The sequence below is a fragment of the Kribbella jiaozuonensis genome (genome assembly GCF_005233875.1).
Taxonomy (GTDB): Bacteria; Actinomycetota; Actinomycetes; order Propionibacteriales; family Kribbellaceae; genus Kribbella; species Kribbella jiaozuonensis.
Map to the genome: position 1 here is coordinate 1,210,399 of NZ_SZPZ01000003.1, position 22,084 is coordinate 1,232,482.

22 protein-coding genes are annotated in these 22,084 nt (G+C 68.3%); 15 read left to right on the forward strand and 7 right to left on the reverse strand.

Going from position 1 to position 22,084, the window contains the following annotated elements:
• The first annotated feature begins 45 nt into the window (after positions 1 to 45).
• A complete protein-coding gene (gene cds1 / locus FDA38_RS25595) occupies positions 46 to 1,164 on the forward strand; it encodes an L-cysteine desulfhydrase Cds1 (RefSeq protein WP_137256588.1) in 1,119 nt (372 codons plus the stop codon).
• A gap of 848 nt (positions 1,165 to 2,012) precedes the next feature.
• Here cds1 and FDA38_RS25600 read toward each other — a convergent pair.
• Entirely contained in the window at positions 2,013 to 2,885 is an 873-nt protein-coding gene (locus tag FDA38_RS25600) for a 1,4-dihydroxy-2-naphthoate polyprenyltransferase (protein ID WP_137256589.1), read from the reverse strand.
• A gap of 108 nt (positions 2,886 to 2,993) precedes the next feature.
• Here FDA38_RS25600 and FDA38_RS25605 point away from each other — a divergent pair, with 108 nt between their 5' ends.
• Genes FDA38_RS25605 through menD form a run of 3 tightly spaced genes read left to right on the forward strand, consistent with a single transcriptional unit; the run spans position 2,994 to position 6,651 of the window.
• Positions 2,994 to 4,091 (forward strand): AMP-binding protein, encoded by a 1,098-nt coding sequence (locus tag FDA38_RS25605; RefSeq protein WP_137256590.1) that lies wholly within the window; start codon positions 2,994 to 2,996, stop codon positions 4,089 to 4,091.
• Positions 4,088 to 5,014, forward strand: coding sequence for an o-succinylbenzoate synthase (locus tag FDA38_RS25610; RefSeq protein WP_137256591.1), 927 nt, complete (start codon positions 4,088 to 4,090; stop codon positions 5,012 to 5,014). Before FDA38_RS25605 ends, FDA38_RS25610 begins: the two co-directional genes overlap by 4 nt.
• Positions 5,011 to 6,651 carry a 2-succinyl-5-enolpyruvyl-6-hydroxy-3-cyclohexene-1-carboxylic-acid synthase gene (gene menD, locus FDA38_RS25615; RefSeq protein WP_137256592.1) on the forward strand — a complete coding sequence of 547 codons (1,641 nt, stop codon included), beginning with the start codon at positions 5,011 to 5,013 and terminating at the stop codon, positions 6,649 to 6,651. The genes FDA38_RS25610 and menD overlap by 4 nt, the downstream gene beginning before the upstream one ends.
• Here the strand turns inward: menD and mptB are convergent.
• The 4 genes from mptB to FDA38_RS25635 all read right to left on the reverse strand — a co-directional run bounded on the left by mptB (position 6,638) and on the right by FDA38_RS25635 (position 10,561).
• Positions 6,638 to 8,062 carry a polyprenol phosphomannose-dependent alpha 1,6 mannosyltransferase MptB gene (gene mptB / locus FDA38_RS25620; protein WP_233714921.1) on the reverse strand — a complete coding sequence of 475 codons (1,425 nt, stop codon included), beginning with the start codon at positions 8,060 to 8,062 and terminating at the stop codon, positions 6,638 to 6,640. The two genes, menD and mptB, sit on opposite strands and share 14 nt — an antisense overlap.
• Before the next feature lie 51 nt (positions 8,063 to 8,113).
• On the reverse strand, positions 8,114 to 8,878 hold the full coding sequence (locus FDA38_RS25625; RefSeq protein ID WP_137256593.1) for an ABC transporter permease: 765 nt from the start codon (positions 8,876 to 8,878) through the stop codon (positions 8,114 to 8,116).
• Entirely contained in the window at positions 8,875 to 9,867 is a 993-nt protein-coding gene (locus tag FDA38_RS25630; RefSeq protein ID WP_137256594.1) for an ATP-binding cassette domain-containing protein, read from the reverse strand. The genes FDA38_RS25625 and FDA38_RS25630 overlap by 4 nt, the downstream gene beginning before the upstream one ends.
• 64 nt (positions 9,868 to 9,931) lie before the next feature.
• Entirely contained in the window at positions 9,932 to 10,561 is a 630-nt protein-coding gene (locus FDA38_RS25635) for a PadR family transcriptional regulator (protein ID WP_137256595.1), read from the reverse strand.
• A 56-nt stretch (positions 10,562 to 10,617) separates the two neighbouring features.
• Here FDA38_RS25635 and FDA38_RS25640 point away from each other — a divergent pair, with 56 nt between their 5' ends.
• From FDA38_RS25640 to FDA38_RS25655, 4 genes are read left to right on the forward strand one after another with little or no spacing between them, the layout of a single operon-like run.
• A complete protein-coding gene (locus FDA38_RS25640; protein ID WP_137256596.1) occupies positions 10,618 to 11,445 on the forward strand; it encodes a GNAT family N-acetyltransferase in 828 nt (275 codons plus the stop codon).
• Positions 11,442 to 12,266, forward strand: a complete 825-nt coding sequence (locus tag FDA38_RS25645) for a GNAT family N-acetyltransferase (protein ID WP_137256597.1) — start codon at positions 11,442 to 11,444, stop codon at positions 12,264 to 12,266. Before FDA38_RS25640 ends, FDA38_RS25645 begins: the two co-directional genes overlap by 4 nt.
• On the forward strand, positions 12,263 to 13,099 hold the full coding sequence (locus FDA38_RS25650) for a GNAT family N-acetyltransferase (RefSeq protein ID WP_202877809.1): 837 nt from the start codon (positions 12,263 to 12,265) through the stop codon (positions 13,097 to 13,099). The genes FDA38_RS25645 and FDA38_RS25650 overlap by 4 nt, the downstream gene beginning before the upstream one ends.
• On the forward strand, positions 13,086 to 13,904 hold the full coding sequence (locus FDA38_RS25655) for a GNAT family N-acetyltransferase (protein ID WP_137256598.1): 819 nt from the start codon (positions 13,086 to 13,088) through the stop codon (positions 13,902 to 13,904). The genes FDA38_RS25650 and FDA38_RS25655 overlap by 14 nt, the downstream gene beginning before the upstream one ends.
• Here the strand turns inward: FDA38_RS25655 and FDA38_RS25660 are convergent.
• The gene (locus FDA38_RS25660) at positions 13,862 to 14,479 is read right to left on the reverse strand and encodes an MBL fold metallo-hydrolase (RefSeq protein ID WP_137256599.1); all 618 of its coding nucleotides are present in this window, start codon (positions 14,477 to 14,479) and stop codon (positions 13,862 to 13,864) included. The two genes, FDA38_RS25655 and FDA38_RS25660, sit on opposite strands and share 43 nt — an antisense overlap.
• Positions 14,480 to 14,731: 252 nt before the next feature.
• Positions 14,732 to 15,994 (reverse strand): isochorismate synthase, encoded by a 1,263-nt coding sequence (locus FDA38_RS25665; protein WP_137256600.1) that lies wholly within the window; start codon positions 15,992 to 15,994, stop codon positions 14,732 to 14,734.
• 129 nt (positions 15,995 to 16,123) lie between these two features.
• On the opposite strand from FDA38_RS25665, the gene FDA38_RS25670 reads away from it, so the two are divergent.
• The 7 genes from FDA38_RS25670 (at position 16,124) to nuoE (ending at position 22,084) form a co-directional block, all read left to right on the forward strand.
• Complete coding sequence (locus FDA38_RS25670; protein ID WP_137256601.1) at positions 16,124 to 16,822, forward strand: demethylmenaquinone methyltransferase; 699 nt, start codon at positions 16,124 to 16,126, stop codon at positions 16,820 to 16,822.
• Between the two features lie 153 nt (positions 16,823 to 16,975).
• On the forward strand, positions 16,976 to 18,289 hold the full coding sequence (locus tag FDA38_RS25675; RefSeq protein ID WP_137256602.1) for a geranylgeranyl reductase family protein: 1,314 nt from the start codon (positions 16,976 to 16,978) through the stop codon (positions 18,287 to 18,289).
• Between the two features lie 109 nt (positions 18,290 to 18,398).
• On the forward strand, positions 18,399 to 18,758 hold the full coding sequence (locus FDA38_RS25680) for an NADH-quinone oxidoreductase subunit A (RefSeq protein ID WP_137256603.1): 360 nt from the start codon (positions 18,399 to 18,401) through the stop codon (positions 18,756 to 18,758).
• Position 18,759: 1 nt separating this feature from the next.
• A complete protein-coding gene (locus tag FDA38_RS25685; protein ID WP_137256604.1) occupies positions 18,760 to 19,314 on the forward strand; it encodes a NuoB/complex I 20 kDa subunit family protein in 555 nt (184 codons plus the stop codon).
• Positions 19,311 to 20,018 carry an NADH-quinone oxidoreductase subunit C gene (locus tag FDA38_RS25690; RefSeq protein WP_137256605.1) on the forward strand — a complete coding sequence of 236 codons (708 nt, stop codon included), beginning with the start codon at positions 19,311 to 19,313 and terminating at the stop codon, positions 20,016 to 20,018. Before FDA38_RS25685 ends, FDA38_RS25690 begins: the two co-directional genes overlap by 4 nt.
• A complete protein-coding gene (locus FDA38_RS25695; RefSeq protein WP_137256606.1) occupies positions 20,018 to 21,355 on the forward strand; it encodes an NADH-quinone oxidoreductase subunit D in 1,338 nt (445 codons plus the stop codon). The genes FDA38_RS25690 and FDA38_RS25695 overlap by 1 nt, the downstream gene beginning before the upstream one ends.
• Positions 21,356 to 22,084, forward strand: a complete 729-nt coding sequence (gene nuoE, locus FDA38_RS25700; RefSeq protein ID WP_137256607.1) for an NADH-quinone oxidoreductase subunit NuoE — start codon at positions 21,356 to 21,358, stop codon at positions 22,082 to 22,084.

Here is a 22,084-nt window from a genome sequence, read left to right on the forward strand (position 1 = left end):
GCGTAGGAATACTCAAATCGCTCCGTAGGTCCTAGCCTGGCCCGCATGAGTGAGGCTGACAGGGTGTGCCGCGAGGTCGACCGGCGGGACGACAAGGCACGCGCCTGGGTGTCCGAGGCGATCCGGATCGTGGACGCCGACGCGAACCGCAGCGCGGACACCCATCTGCACGTGTTCCCGATGCCGGAAGGTACCGGCGTAGACCTGTACCTCAAGGACGAGTCCGTACATCCCACCGGCTCGCTCAAGCACCGGCTCGCCCGGTCCCTGTTCCTGTACGCCCTCTGCAACGGCTGGATCCACGAAGGCACCACGGTCATCGAGGCGTCCAGCGGGTCCACGGCCGTCAGCGAGGCGTACTTCGCGCGGCTGCTCGGGCTCCCGTTCGTCGCGGTGATGCCGCGCTCGACCAGCCCCGAGAAGGTCGAGCTGATCGAGTTCTACGGCGGCCGCTGCCACTTCGTCGAACGCTCCGGCCAGATCTACGGCGAGGCCAAGCGCCTGGCCGAGGAGACCGGCGGGCACTATATGGACCAGTTCACGTACGCCGAGCGTGCGACCGACTGGCGCGGCAACAACAACATCGCCGAGTCGATCTTCGGGCAGCTGTCCCTCGAACAACACCCGATCCCGACCTGGGTCGTGGTCGGCGCCGGGACCGGCGGTACTTCGGCGACCATCGGGCGGTACGTGCGCTACCAGCGGTACGACACGTCGGTAGCGGTGGTCGACCCGGAGAACTCCGCGTTCTTCCCCGCCTTCGAAGCCGGCGACCACGAGTTCTCCACCGGCCGCCCTTCGCGCATCGAAGGCATCGGCCGACCGCGGGTCGAACCGTCATTCGTGCTGGGCGTCGTCGACCGGATGATCTCGGTGCCTGATGCGGCCTCGATTGCTGCGATGCGGTTCTGCTCGCGGGTCACTGGTCGACTCGTTGGCGGGTCGACTGGGACGAACCTGTGGGGATCGCTGCGGTTGGCCGCCGAAATGCGTCGTACGGGGGCGCGCGGCAGCATCGTGACACTCCTGTGCGACAGCGGCGAACGCTACGGCAACACGTACTACGACGACGCCTGGCTGCGCACCAGCGGAATCGACATCACGCCATACACCACCACCCTGGAAACCTTCGCCCGAACCGGCAACTGGACCGAACCGGAGTAGCCCCCGCGGGCTACGCAGGCGCTTCCTTCGTCGCTCCGCTCCTCAGCACACCTGCTCCGCGCGCCCCCACCCACCCCCGGCTCAGCGCCGTGCATCCCTTTCCGGCTATCGCCGGACGTTGCCGGCTGCCGCCGGCGAGTGGCGGCTGCCGCCGCGGTGCGCTCGCTCCGCTCGCGGTGAGTGCCGCGCGGGCCGCCTGCTCGCTGGTGCGACTGCGGCGAGCTGTAACCGCCCAGGCGTGCTCCCATCCGCCCGGCTTATCGCCGGACCTGCCGGCTGTCCCCGGTGGGTGGCGGCTGCCGCCTGCTCGCTGGTTCGACTGCGGCGAGTGGTGACCGTGGTTGGCCCCGCATGCTCCGCAGACGGTCGCCGTCCTCGCCGCGCACCTCGAACGCGTCTGCTACGCGCGCTCGCGGCCGCGCCGGCGGGCCGGAGGCGCTGTCGGCACAGTCCGGTCGGCCGCGGGCGTCGGCGAGGCAGTCGCAGCGAGCTGGCGCGCTCGACGCCGTCGTGGCCGGTCGGACAGCAGTTGGTGGATACCAGCCGCAAAGCAGGGGCGAGTGAGCGTGCGTAGCAGACGCGCTGAGGAGGGGAGCGACGAAGGAAGCGGCTGCGGGGGTGCGCGTGGTTGGGCGTAGTCGCCGCGAGCGGCAGCTCGCCACTCGCAGGCGGCAGCCTGCAGATCCCGGCGATAGCCGGAAGAGAGATACCGGCGATAAGCCGGGGGGCGGGTGGGAGCGGGCGAAGCAGGTGCGCTGAGGAGCGGAGCGACGAAGGGAGCGGCTGCGTAGCACGCGTGGGCTGGTCGCAGTCAGCCGTCAGCACAGTTCGTGCGGTGGGATGGAGTCTTATCCGCCGAGTGCGAGGCCGACGGCTAGGCCCACGGCGTACAGGAGTTCGGTTTGGCCGGTGCCCTTGAGGACTGGGATGAGGGCGGGGCCGACCGCGTCGCTCAGGACGACCCGGATCGACTTGATTGCGAGGGGTGCGGCGATGAAGGCGAGGAGGGTCCAGGGGGTGGCGATGACGGAGACGGCGGCTAGGACGAAGGCCAGAATTACGAGGGCGGCGTACAACTGGCGGGAGCGCGGTGCGCCGAGAACCACGGCGAGGGTGCGTTTGCCGGTGACGGAGTCGGTGGGGATGTCGCGCAGGTTGTTGGCTACCAGGAGGGCGCACGCGATCGAGCCGACCGAGACGGCGCCTGCAACCGCGGGCCAGGTGATGGTTTCGGCTTGGGCGTACGTCGTACCGAGGACGGCGACCAGGCCGAAGAAGAGGAAGACGCTGACCTCGCCGAGCGCGCGGTAGCCGTACGGGCGTTTGCCGCCGGTGTAGAACCACGCGCCGAGGAGAGAGGCGGCGCCGGCGACCAGGAGCCACCAGGTGGTGGTCGCGGCGAGGACGATGCCTAGCGCGGCGCCGATGCCGAAGCAGGTGAAGGCGGCGGTTTTGACCTGGCCGGGAGAGGCGACCTTGGAGCCGACCAGCCGCAGCGGGCCGACGCGGTTCTCGTCGGTGCCGCGGATGCCGTCGCTGTAGTCGTTGGCGTAGTTGACACCGATCTGCAGTGCCAGCGCGACGCCGAGGGCCAGCAGCGCCTTCCACCAGACGAAGCCGTCCACGTACGCGGCCGCGCCGGTTCCGACGAGGACAGGGGAGATCGCGGCGGGCAAGGTGCGGGGGCGGGCGCCTTCGATCCACTGGGCAGGGGTGGCCATGACCATCGATTCTGTCAGCCGCGAGTCCGAACGCGGGAAGCGGGCCGGTCGGCGGATGGCCGAGCCGTGAGCGGACGTCCGGGCGGAGGGCCGTACGCTCGGGTTGTTATGGCTAGGTTGCGGCTGGTTCCGGGGACGCCGGATGAGGTGTTGGCGGCGCTTGCCGGTGTGCTGGACGGCAGCGGTACGCCGTTCGCGCCGCTGCCGGACGATGCGGCCGGGGCGGCCCGGGTCGAGCAGGCTGCGGCGCCGGAGCGGCCGCTGGAGGACGGATGCGCTGTGGTGCTGACCACATCGGGTTCCTCCGGTGAGCCGAAGGGAGTGCTGCTGTCCCGGGAAGCGCTGATCGCGTCCGCGCACGCGACCCACGACCGCCTCGGCGGGCCGGGGCAGTGGTTGCTGCCGATGAAGCCGTACTTCGTGGGCGGGTTGCAGATCCTCACGCGATCGCTGGTCGCGGGTACGACGCCGGTGATGCTCGGCGAGAGCTTCACCGAGAGCGCTGCCGCGATGACGGGCACGCGCCGGTACACGGCGATGGTGCCGACGCAGTTGGCGCGGTACCTGGAGACGGATGCGGATGCGCTGCGGTCGTTCGACGCGATCATCATCGGCGGGGCGTCGACCCCGGAGCCGTTGAAGCTGAAGGCGGCGGAGGCGGGCGTCACGGCGATTCCGGCGTACGGGATGACCGAGACCGGGAGCGGTTGTGTGTACGCCGGGGTGCCGCTGGACGGGACGTCGATCTCGCTCGATGACGATCAGCGGATCCTGATCAAGGGGAGCACGCTGTTCTCCGGGTACCGGTTGCGGCCGGAGTTGACGGCTGAGGTGCTGAAGGACGGGTGGTTCCGGACGCAGGACCGCGGTGAGCTGGTGGATGGGCGACTGCGAATCGTTGGCCGGGTCGATGATGTGGTGATCTCCGGTGGAGTGAACGTCACGCTGACCACGGTGCAGGCACGCCTGCTCGAACATCCGTCGGTGAAGGACGCTGTTGTCCTGGGAGTTCCGGATGCGGAGTGGGGGACGCGCGTGGTCGCCTTCGTAGTTGGTTCGGGCGCCCGGCGCGAAGAGCTGCGGGACTGGGTGAGTGAAACGTTGCCTCGGGCATGGGCTCCGCAGGACGTGATCGGGCTGGACGCGTTGCCGATGCTTGCCTCGGGCAAGGTTGATCGGCAGGGGTTGCTGGAGGGCGTGCGGTGATCACGTACTCGATCGGGCTGAAGAACAAGTTCCGTGGCATCACGGTCCGCGAGGGCATGGTGTTCGAAGGGCCGGCCGGCTGGGCGGAGTGGAGTCCGTTCCTGGACTACGACGACGCGACGTCCGTCTCCTGGTTACGCGCGGCCCATGAGGCCGCCGAGCAGGGTTGGCCGGCGCCGGTGCGCGACCGCGTCCCCGTCAACTGCACCGTGCCTGCGATCGGCCCCGAGAAAGCCGCGGAGATCGTGAGGGCAAGCGGCTGCAGTACGGCGAAGGTGAAGGTCGCCGAGCCGGGCCAGACGCTGGCCGACGACATCGCTCGCGTAGAAGCGGTACGGGACGCGATCGGCAATGGGCGACTACGGATCGATGCGAACGGTGCGTGGTCCGTCGACCAGGCCGTGCTGAGCCTCAAGGAGTTGCGGCGTTTCGACCTCGAGTACGTCGAGCAGCCGTCCGCGACCGTGGAGGAGCTGGCTGAGGTACGGCGGCGTACCGACGTACCCGTGGCCGCGGACGAGTCGATCCGGCGGGCTGAGGATCCCTTGCTGGTGAAGAAGCTCGACGCCGCGGACATCGCCGTACTGAAGGTGCAGCCGATCGGTGGCGTCCGGGCGTGCCTGGACATTGCCGAGCAGATCGGACTGCCGGTGGTGGTGTCGTCGGCGTTGGAGACCTCGGTGGGGATCGCCGCAGGGGTGGCGTTGGCGGCGGCCTTGCCCGAGCTTCCTTACGCGTGTGGTCTGGCGACGGTCTCGATGTTCACATCCGAACTAGTTACCGAGCCACTAGTTGCAGTCGACGGATTCCTTCCGGTGAAGCGTGTTGTGCCGGACGCACACCTCCTGGATGCGGCCCGCGCCGACGCGGAGCGGACGAAAGTGTGGGAAGAACGCCTGATGCGAGTGAGGAGCGCGGGATGAACCCGTCCACGGCTTTTGCGACTGTGGTGGTCGATGAGCTGATCCGCAACGGCGTACGGGAAGCGGTGGTCTCGCCAGGGTCCCGGAGCGCGCCCCTGGCGTTGGCGTTCGCGGAGGCGGACCGCAGCGGGCGGCTCAGGCTGCACGTGCGGATCGACGAGCGTACGGCGGGCTTCCTGGCCATCGGCCTCATGCGCGGCAGCGGTCTGCCCGTGCCGGTGGTCACCACGTCCGGTACTGCGGTGGCGAACCTGCACCCCGCCGTACTCGAGGCATCGCACAGCGGGCTCCCGCTGATCGTACTGAGCGCGGACCGCCCACCTGCGCTCCGAGGTAGCGGTGCGAACCAGACGACCGACCAGATCAAGGTGTTCGGCTCTGCGGTCCGGCTGTTCCACGAGATGGGTACGCCGGTCCGTGAGATCGGGCAGGTGGCGTACTGGCGATCCCAGGTCGCGCGGGCAGTAGCCAACGCGACAGGCGCCCGCTCCGCCGACCCAGGGCCGGTGCAGCTCAACTGCCCGCTCTCGGAGCCCCTGGTGCCCACCGACGGACCTGAGTGGCCAGAGGCGTTGAGCGGGCGCAGCACTGGGCCGTGGACTGCAGTGCATGCGGCGAGTGGTCGCCCGGCTGCTGTGTCTCCGGGGCCTCGGACTGTAGTGGTTGCAGGTGATGGGGCCTCACAGGCGGCCCGGCTCGCCGCAGAGGCCGGGCGATGGCCGTTGTTCGCAGAGCCCTCGAGCCGGGCGCGGACCGGCTCGGCGGTGATCTCCGCGTACCGGTTGTTGCTGCAGGCAAGCTCTCTGGGCGCGGAGATCGAGCGCGTGTTGGTCTTCGGCCACCCGACGTTGTCGCGGCCGATCTCGAAGCTGCTGGCCCGGCCGGAGGTCGAGATGATCGTGGTCTCGCCGACCGGCCTCTGGCCGGACCCGGCTCGGCGCGCGAGGTCCGTTGTCACCGGGCTCGAGGTCACCGGCGCCGACACGACCGACTGGCTCGAGCGGTGGCAGCACGCTGATCAAGTAGCGCGTCCGGAGATCGACAAGGTACTGGCGGACGGCCTGAGCGGCCCGCGCGTCGCAGCGCTCGTCGGCGAGGCCGTTGGCGCCGACGGAATGCTCGTCGTCGCGTCCTCGAACCCGATCCGCGACCTCGATCTCGCCCCGGTCGTTCCGATCCGCACGATCGCCAACCGCGGTCTCGCCGGTATCGACGGCACGATCTCGACTGCCGTCGGCGCCGCGCTGGCGAACGCGGGCCCGACGTACGCGCTGATCGGCGACCTCGCGTTCCTGCACGACAGCAACGGGCTTGTCATCGGCCCGGACGAGGCCCGCCCCGACCTGCGGATCGTGGTCGTCAACGACAACGGCGGCGGGATCTTCTCGACGCTGGAGCAGGGCGATCCGACGCACGCCACGCACTTCGAGCGCGTCTTCGGCACTCCGCACAACGTGGACCTGGGCGCATTGTGCGCCGCGACGGGTACGCCGTACGTGAGCGTCGAGACGGTCGACCAACTGCGTACTGCGCTCGCGCCGACCGTCGCCGGCATGGACGTCGTCGAGGTGAAGGTCTCGCGCGACGACCACCGTCCGCTGGGTGAGGCGATGGTGGCCGCGATCAAGCGGCTGTAACAGGCACCTTCGCCGGCGTCCGCTCCGGATGCAGCGTGCGGAGGTGATTGAGCAGCGTCAACGCTACGGCGACCACCAGCGCCGTCGTGGTCAGGATCGGGATCGTCGCGCCGCGCAGTGACGAGTTCAGCGGCGCTGCGATCGTGAAGATCAGGCTGACCGCCGTGATGATCGTCGTCAGCTTCCGGCCGGGCCGCGCCACGGCCAGGAACGGCAGGCACCACAGGAAGTACCAGTCGTGCGCACTAGGCCCCAGCACGACCACTGCGAGCAGTGCGATGCCAACAGCCCGCGCCGCGTAGTGGATCGACGACCGAAGACTCAGTACTGCGATCAGCCCGAGCGCAGCGACCATTCCGACGAGTCGGACGATCTGCAGCGCCTGTGCGGCCGCAGTGTCCTCACCTAGCCAGCCGAGTACGCCGGACGCAGCCATGCCGATCAGATTGGCGATGGAGAACGGCGACCGGACCAGCCCGGGCACATCCAGCGCACCGAACCACCCAGAGCCCACACCGGTCAGCGCGCCGATCGTGAACAGCGTCAGTACCGACACAGCCCCAGCAATCACCAGACTGGCGAACCGGAGCAGCCGTCCGGCCAGCGGGCTCATCACTGCGGCGATAGCGATCACTACTAGGCCGCCCGGCAACTTCACCGCTGCGGCCGCGCCCGCTATGACAGCCGCCGTACCCCACTTGCCAGTCAGCGCTACTGCGAAGGCGCTGCAGGCCAGTCCGATCATCAGTACGTCGTTGTGTGCTGCGCCGATGCCGTGGGTGATCAGCATCGGGTTCAGCACGACCAGCCAGGTCGCGAAGGCCGGGTCGACACGGCAGGCGCTCGCCAGACGCGGTACGGCCCAGGCGATGAGCACTATGCCCAGTACGGCGAGGAGGCGGTGGGCCAGCATCAGCGTGTACGGGTTCATGGTGACGTGGGCGACCAGTCCGCCGTACGCGAGCGGCAGCGGACCGTACGGCGCAGGTGTCTGCATCCACATCGGGTCGACCGCTTCGATGATGTGGCCGGACAGTACGCCGGGGCCTACGTCGTACGGGTTGTAGCCCTTGGCGACCAGCGCGCCCTGGGCGGCATAGCTCCAGGCGTCGCGGCTGAACAGCGGCGGGGTCAGCAGGAGCGGAGCGCTCCAGTACGCCGTCATGCGGAGCAGCTGGAACCGTTCGCCGGCCATGACCCGCCGGCCCACGGTCAGCCAGGCCCAGGCCATCAGCCCGAGCCCGGCGACCATGAACGTGAGGCCGATCATCCGGCCGATCAGCGAGTGACGAAGATCGCCGGTGATCGGCAGACTGGCAACCCACGAGGACTGGGGCACCACCGAGGTCACCAGACTGGCCAGAGCAACGACGACAGAGCCGACCAGCCCACGGACCATCGGCGAACGCATACGCGAAACGCTAGTAGGTCTGAGCGACCTCTACGTGAACAGCGCCTAGCGTCAGGCGGACTCCTTACGGAAAGTGCGCGCTCCGACCGTCAGGCCGATCACTGTGAGCAGTACGACCCAGAACAGGCCCCACAGCGACGCCGAGCTGCTGATGTCGCCGCGGAACAGGGCGCGGACGCCGTTCACGACGTGCTTCAGCGGACTGACGTCGGACAGCCGCTGCAGCCAGGTCGGACCGATCTGCATCGGCAGCAGGATGCCGGACAGCAGCAGCAACGGCATGGCGATGCCGTTGAGCAGCGGGGCCAGCGCGTCCTCGCTCTTGGTGATGAGTGCGACGGAGTACGACAGGGAGGCGAACGTTGCGCCGAGGAGGGCGACGATCACGAGTGAGAGCAGTACGCCGCCCCACGGCGCACGCAGGCCGAGTGGGAGCGCGGCGAGGAGCAGGAGGATGGACTGGACTACGAGTACGACGACGTCACGCAGTACGCGGCCTGCCATCAGGGCCATCCGGGATGCCGGGGTGACGCGGTCGGCCTCGATCACGCCGGCGCGGTACTCCGCGATCAGCCCGAAGCCGACGAACATCGCGCCGAACATGCCGAGCTGGACGATCAGACCGGGGATGAACACCTGGTACGCGTTCGTGGCCTGGCCCTGACTGATCTGCGCGGTGAGCGGCTTGAGCAGCGGGCCGAACAGGAACAGGTACATCAGCGGCTGGCTGAGCATCAGGATCGACCACATCGGATTGCGCAGCGACAGCCGCATCTGCCGGTGGAACACGATCCACGTTTCACGGAGGACGGTCATGCGACGGCCTCTTCCTTCTCGTCGGTGGGGGCGGGGGTGTGCTCGTCGCGGAGCGAGCGGCCGGTCATGGTCAGGAACACGTCGTCGAGGGTCGGGCGGTGTACCTCGACCCCGTGCAACTCGATGCCCTGGGCATCGATCGAGCGGAGCAGGCCGGGGAGCACCGAACCGCCGCGCTGGATGCGGAAACCGACCACGTCGGCGTCGGTCTCGACCTCGACCGCGCCGTCGAGCTCGCGGACGATCTTCATCACGGTCGGAGCCTGGGCGGTGTCGGCGAGACTCAGCCGGACCGCGTCGCCGGAGACCTGCTGCTTGAGGTTCTCCGGGGTGCCGGCGGCAACGATCTTGCCGTGGTCGATGACCAGGATCCGGTCGCAGAGCGCGTCCGCCTCGTCCAGGTAGTGCGTGGTGAGGAAGATCGTCGCGCCGCGGTCACGGAGGCCGCGGATGTGCTCCCAGAGGTTCGCGCGGGCCTGCGGGTCGAGGCCGGTCGTCGGCTCGTCGAGGAAGATCAGCTTCGGGTCGTGGATCAGGCCCATCACGATGTCCAGCCGCCGGCGCTGGCCGCCGGAGAGCGTCTTGCACTGCCGGCGCCAGAGGCCGGGCAGGTCGAACTCCTCGAACAACCGCTGGCCGTCGGCGGATGCCTTCGCTTTCGGTACGCCGTACAGCCGCGCGTGATCGACGACCTCGTCACCGGCGATCGCCTCGGGGAGGGTGGACCCACTCTGGGGGACGTAGCCGATACCGCGTCGTACGCCCACCGGGTCCTTCGCGAGGTCGCAGCCGGCCACGGTCGCGCTCCCGCTGGTCGGCTTGATCAGGGTCGCCAGCATCCGCATGGTCGTGGTCTTGCCGGCCCCGTTCGGCCCGAGAAACCCGACGATCTCCCCGTCGGCCACATCCAGGTCAACACCTTGCACGGCTTGCACCGGACCCCGCTTGGTCTTGAAGGTCCGCACCAGCCCACGCGCTTCGATCATCATGCGGCCAGTGTGACTAATCAACTTTGACTAGTCAATGTTGATTAGCTGAGGGCGGTCGGGCGATTCACGTGGTGGGTGGGTCGGGGATTTCGCCCCAGTGGGTGATCATGCCGGGGGTGGGGGCCCAGTCGGCGGGTTCGCCGGCGAAGGCGTAGGCGCCGGATTTTATCCGGGTGTGGAACTGGCGGGTCCAGTCGAGTTCGCCGTTGTCGCGGGCGGTGGTGATGCGGAACATCTCGACGACGTGGTTGGGGGTGCCGGGGTCCTCGAGGATCTGGCGTTCGGAGAAGGGTTGGGACTTGAGCCAGGCCTCGAGCTGGGTGATTCGTGCCTCGAGGGCGACCAGGACCTCGTCGCGACGCAGGGACCACAGGAAGGCCAGCGCGGCCTGCATCTTGTCGGGGTGGAAGCCGTCGACGGTCCACAGCATGCCGCGGAGGAGCGAGAAGTACTCCGTTTCGCCGTCCGACGTGAGCTTGTACGACGTACGCCCGGGCCGATGCGCCCCGTCCTGCTCCAGTTCGAGCAGGTAGCCGTGCTTGGCGAGCGTCCGCAGGCCGGTGTAGATCGAGCCGGGGTTGATGTTCGCCCACGCCTGCACGTTCCACGTCATCAGCTCGCGCCGCAACTGGTACCCGTACGCCGGCTGGAAGATCCGCACGACGCCGAGCAGCAACAACCGCGTGGTGGACATGTTCGCAGTGTAAATCCGGACGACCCGCACGCGTCCCCAGGCGTACGATCCGGGCCATGGATGTCCGGGTGACGAGCGATCCGCAGGCGTTCGAGCAGACCGTGTTCCCTTTCCTGCAACAGGATCCGGTGCTGCACACGATCATCATGAGCAACGTCCACGAGCGCGCGAACGGTACGGCGCGCGCCGAGTCGGAGCCGTCGTACTTCGTCTCCGTGCACGACCCGGACGTGATCGGCGTCGCGATGCGTACGCCGGGCCGCGGTGTGTACCTCGGCGCCCTCCACGAGGACCTCGCCGAGCCGATCGCCGACGCGTACGCCGACGTACTCGCCGAACTCTCCGGCGTCGCGGGCGACAAGCCTGCCGCGCGCCGGTTCGCGGAGCGGTGGGTCGAGCGGCGCGGCGGAAACCTGACGGAGACGCGCGGCACCCGGCTGCACAAGCTGATCGACTTCACGCCGCTCTCGGCCGACGGAGGTACGCCGCGCCCGATGCGCCCCGACGACATCGACCTGGTCGCCGCCTGGGGCAAGGACGGTTTCGCGGAAGAGCTGTCGACCGGCCACCACGAGTGGGCCGTCGCTCGCCTGGCGGAGGGGACGATGTGGATGTGGGAGGTCGACGGCGAGGCGGTGAGCATGGTCGGCTACCACCTCCCGCTCTTCGGCGTCTGCCGCGTCGGTCCGGTCTACACGCCGCCGGGGCGCCGACGCCACGGGTACGCCGGTGGGCTCACCAGCCATGTCTCCGCGCTAATCCTTGCCGACGGCAACCAGGCCTGCCTGTACACGGACCTGGCCAACCCGACCTCCAACAAGATCTACCACGAGGCCGGCTACCGACCCGTGGCCGACTTCATCGATGTCGAGTTCAGTACGTGAGAGCGCAGCTCACGTCGGACACGTTGGCGTACCGGGATCTCGCATTCCCTTTCCTGCAACGTGATCCGGTCCGGCACCTGATCATCCTGACCAGCGTGCAAGAACACGCCGACAGTCCACGGTCGGACCCGGCGTACTTCGTCTCCGTGCACGACGGACCCGACGACGCAGTCGTAGGCGCTGCGATGCGAGCGCCAGGCCGTCTGGTGTACCTCGGTGCGCTGCGGCCGGAGTACGCCGAGATCGTCGCGGACGCCTTGCTCGAAGTGCTGCCGCACGCGCCAGGGGTGGCGGGCGATCGTGTTGTCGCCGCCCGCTTCGCCGATCGGTGGTGTGCGCGGCGCGGGCGCAGGGCGACCGAGGTCAGGGCCGCACGTCTGCACAAGCTGGACACCTTGTCGCCGCTGCCGGCGGACGGTCGGCCACGCCTCATGACCGCGGCTGATGTCGAAATGGTGGCCGCGTGGGGAGCGGACGGGTTCGCGCAGGAGATCGGGGGGAACTACCTGGACTGGTCCAGGCTGCACCTGCGTGAACGGCGGCTGTGGCTCTGGACGGCCGACGAGGAACCGGTGAGCATGGTCGCTCATCACCTGCCGGTCTTCGGCGTCTGCCGCGTCGGGCCGGTGTACACGCCGCCCGAGCACCGGCGGCACGGGTACGCCGGCGCTCTGACCAGTCACGTGTCTGCCGATCTCCTCTCCGCCGGCAATCAGGCCTGCCTCTACACGAACCTCGCCGATCCGACGTCCAACTCGATCTACCAGCGCGCGGGATACCGCCCGGTCGCCGACTTCGTCGAAATGGCGTTCTCAGCATGATCGTCCGCACCACCAGCGATCCGGCCGCGTTCAAGGAGCTCGTATTCCCTTTTCTGCAAGGCGATCCGGTCCGAAATTCGACGATCCTGACCAATATCGTGGACCGCGTCCACGGCATCATGGACGATCCCGAGCCGCCAGTGTTCGTCTCGGTGCACGATGGCGACGAGGTGGTCGGCGTGGTGCTGAGTACGACGTTGCGCGGCATCAACCTTGCTGATCTCCCGGTGGAGCTCGTGCCGGTGGTGGTCGACGTACTGGCTGAGGCCTCGCCGCGGGCGATCGGGGTGGTCGGGCCGGAGGACTCGGCGCGGTTGTTCGCGGAGGAGTACGCCGTACGCACCGGACGGGCGTTTCGTGAGACGGAGCGGGCTCGGCTGCATCAGCTCGGTGACTTCGTCGAGCAGAAGGCGGATGGTGCGCCGCGTCTCGCGACGGTGGACGATCTGGATGTGGTCGGGCTGATGTTCTCGGGTTTCCGCGCCGAGTCCGGGCATCCGAGTGAGGGCGAGGCGGCGGATCGGCGCTGGATCGGGCAGCGGATCGAGCGGGATCGCGTGTGGGTGTGGGAGGACGGCGGGCGGATCGTCAGTGTCGTTGGTCACCAGGAGCCGGTGTTCGGTGCGGCGCGAATCGGTCCGGTGTACACGCCACCGGAGTACCGCGGTCGGGGGTATGCGAGTGCGCTGACGGCGGAGGTGAGTCGGCGGTTGCGCGGTGCCGGTGATGAGGTGTGTTTGTTCACGGATCTTGCGAATCCGACGTCGAACCGGATCTATGCGGCCATTGGGTTCCGGGGTGTGCGGGACCTGGTTGGTTATGCGTTCGATTGAGCCGGTCCGGCACGTCGTACTGCTGGAGGAGCTGGACGCCGGAGGTGTGCTGGTCGAGGCGGCGGATGGCGGGTTCGCGGTGGCGCGGGAGCCGCGGGGGATTCGGCTCGGTGCGGTCGTCGGGGTGGGGGAGTTGGTTGCGCGGTTGCTTGAGGTGGCGCCGGAGTCGTCGGCGGTCGAGGGGGAAGGTGAGGTTGCCGGGGCCTTTGCCGAGGCGTGGGCTGTTGCTGTGGGCAAGCAGGTTGAGGAGCGGGGCGGCGTACGGCTGTATCGGCTGGGCGAATTGAAGGTGCCGGTGAGCTCGGGGCGGGCGCGGCTGGCCGGGTCCGACGAGGTTGAGCTGTGCGCGGAGTGGTTGGACGCGATGATCGCTGAAGAGGACCAGCTCCGCGGTTGGACGATGCCGCGTCCGTTGGTACGTCCCACGATCGACGGGGTGAGTGCGGCCGCAGCCCGTCGATTCGCGGTCAGGGATCAGGTGCGGCGGTTGATCGACGGCGCGCGATTGTGGGTCCTCGAGGACGGCGGGGTTGTAGTGGCGATGGCGGGGCATCGGCCGGTGCGGGGCGGGGTTGTGCGGTTGGGGCCGATCTACACGCCGCCGGAGTACAGGCGGCGGGGGTACGGGAGTGCGTTGACCGGGCAGCTTGTGGACAACCTGCGGGCGGCCGAGGTCTGTTTGCGGACAGACCTCGGCAATCCGCACTCACATCGCGTGTACCAGCAGCTCGGGTTCGAGACTGTGGTGGATCTGCGGAGGTTTCAGCTGAGCTCGGTGGATTCGCCCGGGGCGAGGCCGAGGTAGGGGCGGTCGTCGGCGTTCAGGAAGCGCGAGAACATGCTCTGACCGATCGGGCTGAGCAGCGCGTCGTGGATGCCGATGGTCTGCTGGGCCTTGATCGACCGCGCGTACTCGACGGCCGGCGGCAGCGCGAACCACGGGCCGGAGATCGGCACGAGGTTGGTGTGTACGGCGCGGTCGGGCTGGGTGAACGAGTCGCCCGGGTGGTAGACGGCGTCGTCGACGAGGAAGCCGATGTTCTCGCACGGTACGCCCCACTCGGGGAGGATCACCGCGTGGTCCTTGCCGTAGGCACTCACCGAGAAACCGGCGGCGTCGAACGACTGCCCGCCCTCGACCACGTGCACCCGCTCACCCAGCGCGGTGAGCTGCGCGGCGACGCCGGCGTTGGTGTAGACGGGCACGTCGAGCGCGGCGACACGGTCGACGTCGAGGTGGTCCTGATGCTCGTGCGTGACGAGGATCGCGTCAGCCTTCTCGAACGCCGCATCCTCACTGAACGATCCGGGATCGATCAGCAGAACCTTCCCGTCCTTCTCCAACCGAACACAAGCATGCGCGAACTTCGTCAACTTCACTTGTCAGTCTCCCAATGCGTCGTTCACCGGAACCACTCAGGCGCTCGCCCCAGCCAGCTTAGTTCGCCCCCGAACACATCCTCAGCCGACCGTGCACCTACTTCCACGGTCGGTTGAGGCAGTTGGTTCAAGCCGTACGTACTGATGGGCTGGGTGAACGCATGCGGGTGCTCGGCACTTTCCCGAGCCTGGCATCCGGTCTGCCGGACCACACGAGCCACCGTCGGCGGGCGGTTGTACGCGGGGGCTTGCCTAGTCGCCTAGGGCGTCTCGCATGGGGACTAGTTTGGCGTTGGTTTCGGCTAGTTCGGCGTTGGGGTTGGAGCCGGCGACTATGCCGGCGCCGGCGAACAGGCGCATGCGGCGGGGGTTTTCGGGGTCGGCCTGGCCGCAGCGGAGGGCTATGCACCATTCGCCGTCGCCGGATGCGTCCATCCAGCCGACCGGGCCGCTGAAGCGGCCGCGTTGCATGCCCTCGATCTCGCCGATCAGGTCGCGCGCGACGGGCGTCGGCGTACCGCAGATCGCCGCCGACGGATGGAGCGCGGCGGCGAGACCGAGAGCAGACGCGCCGTTGTTCGCGACGCCGGCGACGTCGGTCGCGAGGTGCATCACGTTCGGCAGGTGGAGGACGAACGGCGTCTCCGGCACGTTCATCGACTTGCAGTGCGGTTCGAGCGCCTCGGCCACGGAGCGTACGGCGTACTCGTGCTCCTCGAGGTCCTTCGACGACCGCGCCAGCGACGCGGCCAACGCCAGATCGTGCGCGTCATCGCCCGTACGGCGAATCGTCCCCGCCAGCACACGCGACGTGATCAGGCCCTTCTCCCGCCGCACCAGCAGCTCCGGAGTCGCGCCGATCAGACCGTCGACGGAGAACGTCCAGCAGTTCGGGTACGACGTCGCGAGCCGGTGCAGCGGCCAGCGCAGATCGATCGGCTGCTCCGCGATCGCGATCAGGTCGCGCGCGAGCACCACCTTGTCCAGCTCGCCGGCGGTGATCCGGCGTACCGCCTCGGCGACGATGCTCGACCACGCGGTCCCGGTACGGGCGCCGTCCGCGAACGTCACGTCGTACACCGGCGACGGCTCGTGCTTGACCAGCTCAGGAGGCGCGGGCAACGAACTCGCCGGCGACACCGTCGTCACCCAGGTCGTCCCGGCACGACGGCCGACGATGACTTCCGGGACGACCAGAACACTCGGGTCCTCGTCGGTGAAGCCGAACGATCCGAAGCAGACCAGTCCCGACCCTGGTACGCCGACATCGTCGCGGACCACTGCCGCCGCCGTGATCTCCTGCCACCAGCGCATCGCGTCCTGGAAGCGGTTGCCACCGGCAACGTCGAGCCGGGCGGCGACGCCCCAGCCGACCTGGCCGTCGCCCCGCCGGACCCAGGCGAGTCCCCCTTCGGCGGGCAGATGGTCCAGCAGTTGCGCGGACACGTCGTCGACCACCTGGCTGCGGATCACCAGGCGCGGAGCCTGGTCGCGAACCGGCTCAGACAAACTCACGGGACCACTCCTCGCGCGTGCTGCGGCCCCGGGTTGCGGCGGCCGGACGGCTCCCAAGAGATGTACTCACGAGATGCAAGCGTATGCCTGCCGGACAGCGCACCGCCTCACCCGTGATGAACTAGACAGGTGACGCGCGCAGACCTGAGCAAAGAACCGCATGCCGTGGCGGCCATGTTCGACAACGTGGCCGAGGGGTACGACCGGACCAACGCGGTCGCGACGATGGGTCTGGAGAAGCACTACTGGCGACCGGAGACCTTCAAGGAGATCGCGCCGCGGAAGGGGATGAAGATCCTCGACCTGGCGGCCGGGACCGGTGCGTCCAGCATCAAACTGCGCGAGGCCGGCGCCGAGGTGGTGTCCTGCGACTTCTCGGTCGGCATGCTCCGGGTCGGCAAGCGCCGCCACCCCGAGCTCGACCTGATCGCCGGCGACGCGCTCCGGCTCCCGTTCGCCGACGACACCTTCGACGTGGTGACGATCTCGTGGGCGCTACGGAACGTGAACGACGTTTCGGTCGCGCTGAAGGAGATGCTCCGGGTGACCCGTCCCGGCGGGCGCCTCGTCGTACTCGAGCAGTCGCATCCGACCTGGAAGCCGTTCCGGGTCGTGTACCTGGAGTACATGATGCGCGCCGTACCGGCGGTCGCGAAGGTGGTCTCGAGCAACCCCGAGGCGTACGAGTACCTGGCCGAGTCGACCCGCGCGTGGCTCCCGCAGGAGCCGCTGGCCCGGACCATCCAGGAGGCGGGCTGGACCCACGTCCAGTGGCGCAACCTGACCGGCGGCCTGGTCGCCATCCACCGGGGAGTGAAGCCTGTTTAATTACGCAACGGAAATTATGCGTAATTTGCTTGCCAGCAAGGGGGTTGGGGCGAGTTTCGTGTCCGCGTCAGGCAGTCCTAGACTGTCAAGTGACGAGTGCTCGTGAAGCGATTCACGAGCGCACCAGCCCCCTCAGCCAGGCCAGGAATCGAGATGAGCCAGAGCGTGCCGAGCGCGCAGCAGGTGGAGACCGCCGATGTGATCGTCGTCGGTGCCGGGCCCGCCGGATCAGCGGCGGCGTACCACCTGGCGAACGCCGGACTCGACGTGCTGCTGCTGGAGAAGACCGCGTTCCCGCGCGAGAAGGTGTGCGGTGACGGGCTGACCCCGCGCGGCACCAAGCAGCTGATCAACATGGGCATCGACATCTCCGAAGAGGCCGGCTGGATCCGCAACTACGGTCTGCGGATCCAGGGCGCCGGGCACCAGTTGCAGCTCGACTGGCCGGATCTGGCCAGCCACCCGAACTACGGCCTGACCCGCAACCGGATGGACTTCGACGACATGCTCGCCCGGCAGGCCGTGAAGGCCGGGGCGCGGTTGCGCGAGCGGACCAACGTCGGCGCCCCGATCCTCGACGACCGCGGCTTCATCGTCGGCGTCACCGCGAAGCCGGTCGACGACAACGGCCGCCGGGCCGGTGCCGACCTCGAGTTCCGGGCGCCACTGGTGATGGCGGCCGACGGCAACTCGTCCCGGCTCAGCGTCTCGATGGGCATCCACAAGCGCGACGACCGGCCGATGGGTGTCGCGGTCCGGACGTACTTCACCAGCCCGCGGACCAACGACGACTACCTCGAGTCCTGGCTCGAGCTGTGGGCCGACGACCCGAAGCAGCCCGGCGGGAAGGTGCTGCTGCCGGGGTACGGCTGGATCTTCGGGATGGGCGACGGCACGGTCAACGTCGGCCTCGGCATCCTGAACACCTCGGACGCGTTCGGCAAGGTCGACTACGCCGACCTGCTGAAGGCGTGGCTGAAGAACACGCCCGAGGAGTGGCAGTTCCGCGACGAGTTCCAGACCATCCCGATCCGCGGCGCTGCCCTGCCGATGGGCTTCAACCGGCAGCCGCACTACACCCGCGGCCTGATGCTGCTCGGCGACGCCGGCGGCATGGTCAACCCGTTCAACGGCGAGGGCATCCCGTACGCGATGGAGTCCGGGGCGTTCGCCGCCGAGGTCGCCGCCCAGGCGCTGCGCCGGCAGCCGAACCAGCGGGAGCGCGCGCTGACGGCGTACCCGAAGGCGCTGAAGCAGGAGTACGGCGGCTACTACACGCTCGGCCGGATCTTCGTGAAGCTGATCGGAAATCCGGAGGTGATGCGGCTGTGCACGAAGTACGGTCTGCCGCGCACCACGCTGATGAAGTTCACCTTGAAGTTGCTCGCGAACCTCACCGACCCGCGGGACGGGGACGTGATGGACAAGATCATCAACGGTCTCACGAAGCTCGCACCGGCCGCGTAACCGGCGGGGCGAGTGAGCTGAGCCACAGCGCTACTGATAACACAGTCCTGGTAATCCCGGGCTGACCCGATCGACAGAATCAACCGGCTGAAGGAGGGAGCACCCAGCGATGCACCCCTACACACCGATTCTCGCTCTTGGTGTGCTCGCGGCGCTCTTCGTCGCAGGCAGCATCACCGTGAGCGCGCTGGTCGGCCCGAAGCGCTACAACCGGGCCAAGCTGGACTCCTACGAGTGCGGCATCGAGCCGACCCCACAGCCGGTCGGTGGTGGGCGCTTCCCGGTGAAGTACTACATCACCGCGATGCTGTTCATCGTGTTCGACATCGAGATCGTCTTCCTCTACCCGTGGGCGGTGGCCTTCGACCAGATGGCACTGTTCGGGCTGGTCGAGATGGTCATTTTCATCGTCACCGTCTTCATCGCGTACTCGTACGTGTGGCGTCGTGGCGGACTGGAGTGGGACTGACATGGGTCTTGAAGAACAGCTTCCGGCCGGCGTACTGCTGAGCACGGTCGAGGGCCTGCTGGGTTATATGCGTAAGGCGTCGTTGTGGCCGGCAACCTTCGGGCTGGCCTGCTGCGCGATCGAGATGATGACGACCGGCGCGCCGCGGTACGACGCGGCCCGGTTCGGCATGGAGGTCTTCCGGGCGTCGCCGCGGCAGGCCGACCTGATGATCGTGGCCGGCCGGGTGAGCCAGAAGATGGCTCCGGTACTGCGCCAGATCTACGACCAGATGCCCGGCCCGAAGTGGGTGCTGGCGATGGGCGTGTGCGCGTCGTCGGGCGGCATGTTCAACAACTACGCGGTCGTCCAGGGCGTCGACCACGTCGTACCGGTCGACATGTACCTGCCCGGCTGCCCGCCGCGGCCGGAGATGCTGCTGGACGCGTTCCTGAAGATCCACGACCAGATCCAGCACATGAAGCTCGGCGCGCACAAGAAGGCGCTGCAGTCCGAGCAGGAGGCCGCGGCCCTGGTCGCCGCGCCGACGATCGAGATGAAGGGCTTGCTCCGGTGAGCGACACGCAACCCGAGAACCTGCCGGCGACGTCGGCCGCCAGTGACGCGCAGACGCCGCAGGCCGAGGTCATCGAGCAGCGCGAGGGCATGTTCGGTGTCCGCGGTACCGGTGACACCTCCGGCTTCGGCCGGCTCAAGCGCCAGATCGCGTTGCCCGGCAGTACGCCGAAGCCGTACGGCTCCTGGTTCGACGGCGCCGTCGACCGCCTCGAAGGCCTGGTCGGTGACGGCGCGATCGAGAAGGTCGTGGTCGACCGCAACGAGCTGACCCTGCACATCAAGCGTGAGCACCTGGTCGATGTCTGCCAGCACCTGCGCGACGACGAGGCGCTGCGGTTCGAGTTCTGCTCCGGTGTCAGCGGGGTGCACTACCCCGAGGAGACCGGCCGCGAGCTGCACGCCGTCTACCACTTCCTGTCGATCACCCACAACCGCCGGATCCGGCTGGAGGTGTCGGCGCCCGACGCGGACCCGCACATCCCGTCGATCGTCTCGGTCTACCCGGCCAACGACTGGCACGAGCGCGAGACCTGGGACTTCTTCGGCATCGTCTTCGACGGACACCCGGCGCTGACCCGGATCCAGATGCCCGACGACTGGCCGGGCCACCCGCAGCGCAAGGACTACCCGCTCGGCGGTATCGACGTCGAGTACAAGGGCGCTGTCATCCCACCGCCCGACACGCGGAGGTCGTACAACTAATGACCACAACAGATCCGTACGCGACGACCCGGGACACCACCGAGGGCAAGGTCTTCACCGTCACCGGTCAGGACTGGGACTCGGTCGTCTCCGGTCTCGGTGACGAGCCGGAAGAGCACGTCGTCGTCAACATGGGCCCGCAGCACCCGTCCACGCACGGCGTGCTCCGGCTGATCCTCGAGCTCGAGGGCGAGTCGGTGACCGAGGCCCGCTGCGGCATCGGCTACCTGCACACCGGTATCGAGAAGAACATGGAGTTCCGCTCCTGGGTGCAGGGCGTCACGTTCGTCACCCGGATGGACTACCTGTCGCCGTTCTACAACGAGGCGGCGTACTGCCTCGCGGTCGAGAAGCTGCTCGGGATCGAGGACGACATCCCGGACAAGGCGAACGTGATGCGGGTGCTCCTGATGGAGCTCAACCGGATCAGCAGCCACCTGGTCTGTATCGCCACCGGCGGTATGGAGATCGGCGCGCTGACCGTGATGACGATCGGCTTCCGCGAGCGCGAGAAGACCCTCGACCTGTTCGAGCTGATCACCGGCCTGCGGATGAACCACGCGTTCATCCGCCCGGGCGGTGTCGCGCAGGACCTGCCGCCGGGTGCGCTGGACAAGATCCGCGAGTACATCACCTGGATGAACAAGCACCTCAAGGAGTACGCCGAGCTCTGCAACGCCAACCCGATCTTCAAGGCGCGGCTGCAGAACGTCGGCTACCTGGATCTGGCCGGCTGCATGGCGCTCGGCATCTCCGGCCCGACGGTGCGTTCGACCGGTTACGCGCTGGACCTGCGCAAGACCCAGCCGTACTGCGGTTACGAGACCTACGACTTCGACGTACCGACCTGGGACAGCTCGGACTCGTACGGACGGTTCCGGGTCCGGCTGCAGGAGATGCACGAGTCGCTGAAGATCGTCGAGCAGTGCGCCGACCGGCTGGAGAAGATGGAAGGCCAGCCGGTGATGGTGGCCGACAAGAAGATCGGCTGGCCGAGCCAGCTGGCCGTCGGCGCCGACGGGATGGGCAACTCCCTCGACCACATCAAGCACATCATGGGCGAGTCGATGGAAGCGCTGATCCATCACTTCAAGCTGGTCACCGAGGGCTTCCGGGTGCCGGCCGGCCAGGCCTACGTGGCGATCGAGTCGCCGCGCGGTGAGCTCGGCGCGCACGTCGTCTCCGACGGCGGCACCAAGCCGTACCGGGTGCACTTCCGTGACCCGTCCTTCGCAAACCTGCAGGCGATGCCGATCATGTGCGAGGGCGGCCAGGTCGCCGACGTGATCGTCGCCGTCGCCAGCCTTGACCCGGTGATGGGTGGAGTGGACCGCTAAATGGCCGAGAACCACGCGACTGCTACCGACAAGCCGGTGCCGTACAGCACCGGTGACTCGAAGATCACCGACGCCACGATCGCGGAGATGCGCGAGATCATGGCGCGGTACCCGCAGGCCCAGTCGGCGCTGCTGCCGATGCTGCACCTGGTGCAGTCGGTCGAGGGCCGGGTCACCCCGGAAGGCATCGAGATCTGCGCCGACCTGCTCGGGCTGACCGGTGCCGAGGTGTCGGCGGTGGCGACCTTCTACACGATGTACAAGCGCCGTCCGGTCGGCGACTACCACGTCGGCGTCTGCACGAACACGCTGTGCGCGGTGATGGGCGGCGACCTGATCTTCGACCGGCTCAAGCAGCACCTCGACGTCGGCAACGACGAGACCACCGAGGACGGCAAGATCACCCTCGAGCACATCGAGTGCAACGCGGCCTGCGACTATGCGCCGGTGATGACGGTCAACTGGGAGTTCTTCGACGACATGACGCCGGAGACCGCCACCCAGCTGGTCGACGACCTGCGCGAGGGCAACGAGGTCAAGTCGCCGCGTGGCGCCACGATCTGCACCTGGCGCGAGGCCGAGCGGGTGCTGGCCGGCTTCTCCGACGGTCGCGCCGACGAGGGCCCGACCGGCGGTAAGGCGTCGCTGGCCGGTCTCCGGCTGGCCCGCGAACGCAACTGGACCGCCCCCGGCGGCTCCGCCAACGCCGACACCCAGAAGGAGGGCTGA

Excerpts from the sequence above, each read along its gene's own strand:
- cds1 (WP_137256588.1), top strand. The coding sequence starts at position 46 with ATGAGTGAGGCTGACAGGGTGTGCCGCGAGGTCGACCGGCGGGACGAC.
- FDA38_RS25600 (WP_137256589.1), bottom strand. The coding sequence starts at position 2,885 with ATGGCCACCCCTGCCCAGTGGATCGAAGGCGCCCGCCCCCGCACCTTG.
- FDA38_RS25605 (WP_137256590.1), top strand. The coding sequence starts at position 2,994 with ATGGCTAGGTTGCGGCTGGTTCCGGGGACGCCGGATGAGGTGTTGGCG.
- menD (WP_137256592.1), top strand. The coding sequence starts at position 5,011 with ATGAACCCGTCCACGGCTTTTGCGACTGTGGTGGTCGATGAGCTGATC.
- mptB (WP_233714921.1), bottom strand. The coding sequence starts at position 8,062 with ATGCGTTCGCCGATGGTCCGTGGGCTGGTCGGCTCTGTCGTCGTTGCT.
- FDA38_RS25625 (WP_137256593.1), bottom strand. The coding sequence starts at position 8,878 with ATGACCGTCCTCCGTGAAACGTGGATCGTGTTCCACCGGCAGATGCGG.
- FDA38_RS25630 (WP_137256594.1), bottom strand. The coding sequence starts at position 9,867 with ATGATGATCGAAGCGCGTGGGCTGGTGCGGACCTTCAAGACCAAGCGG.
- FDA38_RS25635 (WP_137256595.1), bottom strand. The coding sequence starts at position 10,561 with ATGTCCACCACGCGGTTGTTGCTGCTCGGCGTCGTGCGGATCTTCCAG.
- FDA38_RS25640 (WP_137256596.1), top strand. The coding sequence starts at position 10,618 with ATGGATGTCCGGGTGACGAGCGATCCGCAGGCGTTCGAGCAGACCGTG.
- FDA38_RS25650 (WP_202877809.1), top strand. The coding sequence starts at position 12,263 with ATGATCGTCCGCACCACCAGCGATCCGGCCGCGTTCAAGGAGCTCGTA.
- FDA38_RS25655 (WP_137256598.1), top strand. The coding sequence starts at position 13,086 with ATGCGTTCGATTGAGCCGGTCCGGCACGTCGTACTGCTGGAGGAGCTG.
- FDA38_RS25675 (WP_137256602.1), top strand. The coding sequence starts at position 16,976 with ATGAGCCAGAGCGTGCCGAGCGCGCAGCAGGTGGAGACCGCCGATGTG.
- FDA38_RS25680 (WP_137256603.1), top strand. The coding sequence starts at position 18,399 with ATGCACCCCTACACACCGATTCTCGCTCTTGGTGTGCTCGCGGCGCTC.
- FDA38_RS25685 (WP_137256604.1), top strand. The coding sequence starts at position 18,760 with ATGGGTCTTGAAGAACAGCTTCCGGCCGGCGTACTGCTGAGCACGGTC.
- FDA38_RS25695 (WP_137256606.1), top strand. The coding sequence starts at position 20,018 with ATGACCACAACAGATCCGTACGCGACGACCCGGGACACCACCGAGGGC.
- nuoE (WP_137256607.1), top strand. The coding sequence starts at position 21,356 with ATGGCCGAGAACCACGCGACTGCTACCGACAAGCCGGTGCCGTACAGC.